The organism is Sphingobium sp., from assembly GCF_048594625.1.
GTDB lineage: Bacteria > Pseudomonadota > Alphaproteobacteria > Sphingomonadales > Sphingomonadaceae > Sphingobium.
This window is the reverse complement of record NZ_JBMDWL010000118.1, coordinates 1-5,851: the sequence shown is the minus strand read 5'-3', so window position 1 is coordinate 5,851 and position 5,851 is coordinate 1. Positions and strand designations below refer to the sequence as shown.

4 protein-coding genes and 1 tRNA gene are annotated in these 5,851 nt (G+C 63.0%); 2 read left to right on the top strand and 3 right to left on the bottom strand.

The genetic code is table 11. The features are described from left to right. The 3 genes from ACOJSJ_RS15010 to ACOJSJ_RS15000 form a co-directional block, all read right to left on the bottom strand. A partial coding sequence (locus ACOJSJ_RS15010) for a PAS domain-containing protein (RefSeq protein WP_420145779.1) occupies positions 1 to 836 on the bottom strand: 836 nt, incomplete at its 3' end. Between the two features lie 161 nt (positions 837 to 997). Continuing rightward, positions 998 to 1,171: a DUF6538 domain-containing protein gene (locus tag ACOJSJ_RS15005; RefSeq protein WP_420145780.1), complete on the bottom strand. Its 174-nt coding sequence runs from the start codon at positions 1,169 to 1,171 to the stop codon at positions 998 to 1,000. Between the two features lie 96 nt (positions 1,172 to 1,267). Further along, positions 1,268 to 1,343, bottom strand: a tRNA-Thr gene (locus tag ACOJSJ_RS15000). Positions 1,344 to 1,533: 190 nt separating this feature from the next. Here ACOJSJ_RS15000 and ACOJSJ_RS14995 point away from each other — a divergent pair. Next, entirely contained in the window at positions 1,534 to 2,847 is a 1,314-nt protein-coding gene (locus ACOJSJ_RS14995) for a hypothetical protein (RefSeq protein ID WP_420145778.1), read from the top strand. 334 nt (positions 2,848 to 3,181) lie between these two features. Next, a partial coding sequence (locus tag ACOJSJ_RS14990) for an NAD-glutamate dehydrogenase domain-containing protein (protein WP_420145777.1) occupies positions 3,182 to 5,851 on the top strand: 2,670 nt, incomplete at its 3' end.

Below are 5,851 nucleotides of genomic sequence, written 5' to 3'. Positions count from 1 at the left end.
GCATCGATGATGGTGCCATCGGGTGCGAAGGTGACGACGCATTGCGATTTGTCGATCGCGGCGATCTGGCCCTGAAAATCGGCGGTCTGCTTTTTCTCCGGCGTCACATCCACCGCATATTTGACGATCTTGAACGGGCGCCCTTCCAGATCGAAAATGGGGTTATAGGTCGCGCGCAGCCAGACGGCCTGCCCGTTCTTGCCGAACCGGCGATATTCACCAGAGGCGTGGGAACCATCGCGCAGGCTATCCCAAAATGCTTCATAGGATGGCGCGGCAGCCTCTGCCCCGTCCACGAATATGCGATGATGCTGGCCGACAATCTCATCCAGCCGGTATCCCGTCGCCGCCAGGAACCTGTCATTGGCGTGCAGGATGGTGCCGTTCATCGCGAAATGGATGACCGCCTGCGATGTATTGATGGCGGCGATCTGACCGGCATCGTCTACCGCGGACATCATCCGGTCCGTGGCGTCGCGCACGAACAGGACGACTTCGCTGACCGTTTCGCCATCTTCCTTGATCGGAATGCAGGATATTTCCGTCCAGAATATCGTGCCATCACGCTTGAGCTGGCGCATTTCGCCGAAATAGGGTTCCCCATTTTCGAACGCCCGATCGATCGCGTCGCATGGCTCATCTTCGGATGGTTCGGGCTTGAAAATGACGCGGTTCCGCCCGACCAGATCCCAGCCCAAATAGCCGAAAAGCGCCAGACACCGGTCATTGACGCGCAGAATTGTTCCATCGCGGGCGAAGGCGATGCGCCCGATACATTGTTCAAAAGCCTCCACATCGGCAGATGTCAGACAAGGCTTGATCGTTTCGTGCAGCATGTTTCCGTCCGGCGTAATGTGCCGACCATGTGCGCCATCACTGGTTAAGATCATATTTAGCGCGAACGAAGTCCCATGCTTCATGTCCGTGTGTTTGATCGCACAATTTGATGGTGCGATCCTTTCGTTGGAATGGAAGGAAGCATTATGGGGCAAGTACGTCACAGTTCCCGGTCTGTGTCTATGACGGGTAACAGGATATGCTGCTTCGCTTCCGACCTGCTCTTGGTCCCAAGAAACTTAACCCATTCTCGACGCCCACTGATGTATGGACGGAGTTGCATGGGTATGGCGCGCCGAAAATAACAGGCTCCGCCATCGCGTTTAAGGAGAATAAGTCGTAAAGAATCACCTGCTACGTCTGTAGCAGCCGGATGTAACCCGGCCAGATTCTCGGAATTTCCCTAACAAAATCAATTATTCAGGAAGAATGGTGCCGCTTACGTGACTCGAACACGTGACCCCATCATTACGAATGATGTGCTCTACCAACTGAGCTAAAGCGGCGTCGGGGCGGGCAGATAACAGCGGTTGGCGCGAAGGACAAGCCGCCATTTCCCGTGAAATCGCTTTTTTCGGATGACGGCGTAAATCGACCGCGCGGCCCCGTCGATGCGCCCCTGTTTACGGCAAATTTACCATCCCGTGCCACTGTCGAGTCCCGAAATTCTATTCAGGCTGAAGGTGGGACGATCGAATGGACACGCTGCGGGGGCATGACGCCGCCAATGACGAGGACGATTTCGACTATGTCGGCGATGCGCAGATGGAAGCGCCGCCTGCCGCCATTTCGGAAGAACGCCGCATGCAGGTGCGCGCCTACAACTATTGGGCGTCCCTGCTGGGCGATCGCAGCCTGCCCTCGATCGAGGATCTCGCGCCCGAACAGCTGGAAGATTTCGGCCTCCATGCCGTGCTGCTGGATTTCAGCGTCGGCATCGACAATCCCGCCATCGTCTACCTGGGCACGGCGTTGCGGCAGGAATGCGAGATCGATGGCGCGATCGATCATATCAACGATGTGCCCGCCCGATCTTTGCTGTCGCGCCTGACCGATCATTATCTTCAGATCATCGCCAATGCCGCGCCGATCGGGTTCGAGGCGGAATTCGTCAATCAGCGCGGCGCGGAAATCATGTATCGCGGCATATTGATGCCCTTTTCGTCGGACGATGAAACGATCGATTTCGTGTTCGGCGTCATCAACTGGAAGGAACTGGCCAGCCGCAGCCTGACGGACGCGCTGGAACTGGAAGTCGACGCCGCCATGCGCAGCGCGCCGCCTGCGCGGACCGCCGCGCCGGTCTGGGCAGACGGACCGACCATGGACCGGCCGGTCGCAGCCGCGCCGCCAATCGACATCGACGATGAGGATGACGACACGCTCGATCTGGCGGGCATGGAATGCCCGACGGACGATGCCCCGCTCGCGGACTGGCTGGCGATGGCCCGCGACGGCGCGGCCCGCGTGCGGATCAGCGAGGCGCGCAGCCATGCCGCGCTGTATCGCGCCGTCAGCCTGTCCTATGATTTCGCGCTGGTGGCGCGGGTTCGCCCGGCCGACTATGCCGAACTGCTGCACGATTACGGGATCAGGGCGCAGGCGCGCAGTCCCATGACGGCGGTCATCAAGCTGGTCTTCGGCGCGACTTACGACAAGACGCGCATCACCGAATATGCGACCGCGCTGGACCATGCGATGACGGCGCAACTGGGTGTGGGATCGCTGGCCGCCTATCTGTCCGCCTATGCCGGTGGCCTCAAGGCGCTGGTGCGCGACGAGCGCGCCAGTCGCCGGGCACAGGCCCCTGCCCGGCCGGATCGTCGGCAAATGGCCCGCGACGTTGTAAAATCGGCAGCCGCGATCGATCCTGTCGCCGTCGCCACGGACGCGGACGGGCTGGCCGTCGTGGTCGCGCGGCGTGAAGCCGACGGATCGCTGGCCATCGTCGCCGCCCTGCCCGAAGACAGCGACCTCAACCAGCGCGTCATTGCAGCCGCCGCACACTGACCCGCATGCAACGCCCTTTGCCGCGCGCACTTTGCAGGGCGCGGCAAAAGGCCGCAAAAAATGCGTCATTGGCGCTCGACATGCGGCGGAGGCTGACCGATAAGCCCCGTCAGTCCCCCGCCCGCGAGAGCCGCGCGGGCCATGTTGCATTGCATCATATTATTTCAAAATCTGGAAATTTTATTTCCCGACGAGGGTTGAGCCATGCCCGCGCCGGGCGCATATAAGCCAGCCTGTAAGCCGAGGAGTCGTATGGCGGCGACCCAGCGCCTCCTCCGTTATGATATAGGCGTGATGAACCAGGCGGGATCAACCCGCGACAAGAGGTGAGCGAATGACGGCGCTGGCGGAAGCGAAGAACAAGGAAGTCGACAATAATATTCGCAAGGCGCTGGAAGCCGCGCTGTGCAAGGGCGCGCTGCCCGGCGAAAGCGAAGGCTTTGACGAAGCCGCGATGACCGCCGCCGCCGCCTTCCTGGGACGTACCGCCAATGGGCGCAAACATGGCCATGCCGCCGTCGCCATCGAAACGCTGGGTGAAGGGGCGACGGGCCGCTTCATGCGCGTGGCGATCGTCAATGACGACATGCCCTTTCTGGTCGATTCCATTGCAAATGCGCTGGCCGGGGCGGACATCACCATCCACCGGTTGCTGCACCCGATCCTGTCCGTGACGCGCGACGCCGAAGGCAATCTGTCGGCGATATTGGACGATGACACGCCGGGCGCGCGTCGGGAATCCATGATCTATATCGAAACCGACCGGGCCGATGCGAAGGCGCGCCGGTCGCTCGAAAAATCGCTGCAGGAAACGCTGGCCGACGTCCGCGTGGCGGTGACGGACTGGACGAAGATGCAGTCGGCCATGGCGGCGGATGCCGACGCGGTGCCCGATGAGGAAGGCGCCGCCCTGCTGCGCTGGTTCCTGGCCCGCCATTTCACCCAGACCGGCCATGAAATCGTTCAGCGGGACGGCAGCAGCAGCGCGCCGTTGGGCATCTGCACCCGCCATGACAAGCCGCTGATCGCGCCCGCCTCGCTGGAGGCCGCCTTCATCTGGTTCGAAGAAGGCAAGCGCACGCCGCTGATCATCAAATCCAGCCGCATGTCGCGCGTCCACCGCCATGTGCTGCTCGACCTGGTCATCATCCCGGTGCGGGATGGAAAGGCCGTCAAGGCGCTGTCCATCCATGCGGGCATGTGGACCAGCCTGGGCCTGTCGGCCACGCCGGACAAGGTGCCGCTGCTGCGTTCGGCCCTGTCCACCCTGATGGACAAATTCGGTTTCGACCCGCTGGGCCATGCGGGCAAGACGCTGGCGCATGCGCTGACCGCATTGCCCCACGACATCACCATCGGTTTCGATCGCGATACGCTGGAGCGGCTGGCGCTGACATTCATGTCGCTGACCGACCGGCCGCGCCCGAAACTGGCGCTGGCGACCAGCGCGCTGGCGCGCCACCTTTACGCTTTCGTCTGGTTGCCGCGCGACGAATTGTCGACCGCGCGCCGCGTCAGCATTCAGGACATGCTGTCGCTCGCCTGCAACGGCCCGATGCTCAGCTGGTCGATCGCGCTGGAGGAAGGCGGCCTTGCCCTGCTGCGCATCACGCTCGATCTGCGCGAAGGCGGCGTCGTACCCGACGATGTGGCGCTCGACCGTCTGCTGAAACAGATGGTGCGCGGCTGGATGCCCGCTGTGGAGGAAGCGCTCGCCGCGACCGAGGAACCGGGGCGCGCCGCCGCACTGGCGCAGCGTTATGCGGGCGGCTTCCCCATGGCCTATCGCAATGGCGCGGGGCCGGAAGAAGCCGCGATCGACATCCGCCTGCTCCACGGCCTGTCCGGCCCCGGCGACAAATCGATCCGCATCTACCGCAATCCCGAAGACAGCGCGGAACGGCTGCGGCTCAAACTCTACAGCCATGACGCCATCGCCCTGTCCGAAGTCGTCCCCGCGTTCGAAAATTTCGGTTTCCGCGTGATAGAGGAAATGACGACGCCGCTGGACGGCGGGTCGCTGGGCTTCGTGCAGCGCTTCGTGCTGGAACTGCCCGCGGGCGGCAATACGCAGGCGGTCGTGGACCGCGCCGAAATCGTCACCGAAGCCATCGCGCAGGTGCTGGAGGGCGTGGCCGAAAACGACCGGCTGAACGAACTGATCGTGACGGCCGGCCTTGCCCCCCGTTCCGTCGTGCTGTTCCGCGCGCTGTATCGCTACCTGCGTCAGGCGGGCGTCGCCTATGGCATGGCGACCTTTGCCGACACGCTGCGCAAGGCGCAGTCTGTTGCCGGGAACCTGATCACCCTGTTCGAAGCATTGCATGATCCCGCCGCGCAGGACGGCGCGGCCGACCGCATTGCACAGGCGAATGCGGACATCGACGCCGGGCTGGAACAGGTGACCGCCATCGATGAAGACCGGGTGCTGCGCCTGTTGCGCGCGGTCATCACCGCCACGCTGCGCACCAATTTCTACGCCGCCGCCGCGCAGGAAGCGCTGGCGTTCAAACTGGACAGCGCGCTGGTGCCGGGCCTGCCCGCGCCTCTGCCATGGCGCGAAATCTGGGTTTACTCCCCGCGCGTCGAGGGCATCCATCTGCGCGCCGGGCCGGTGGCGCGTGGCGGCCTGCGCTGGTCCGACCGCCGCGACGATTTCCGCACCGAAATCCTGGGCCTGATGAAGGCGCAGCGCGTCAAGAACGCCGTCATCGTGCCCACCGGCGCAAAGGGCGGCTTCTATCCCAAGCAACTGCCCAATCCGCAGGCGGATCGCGACACATGGCTGGCCGAAGGCACCGAAAGCTATCGCATCTTCATCCGGTCGCTGCTGTCGATCACCGACAATATCGTGAAGAATAAGGTCGTGCACCCCGCCGATGTCGTCGTGCATGACGGCGACGATCCCTATTTCGTCGTCGCGGCGGACAAGGGCACAGCCACCTTCTCCGACGTCGCCAACGCCATTGCGCTCGATCGCGGCTTCTGGCTGGGCGACGCCTTC

Coding starts and splice junctions, on each gene's coding strand:
- ACOJSJ_RS14995 (WP_420145778.1), top strand. CDS start 1,534: ATGGACACGCTGCGGGGGCATGACGCCGCCAATGACGAGGACGATTTC.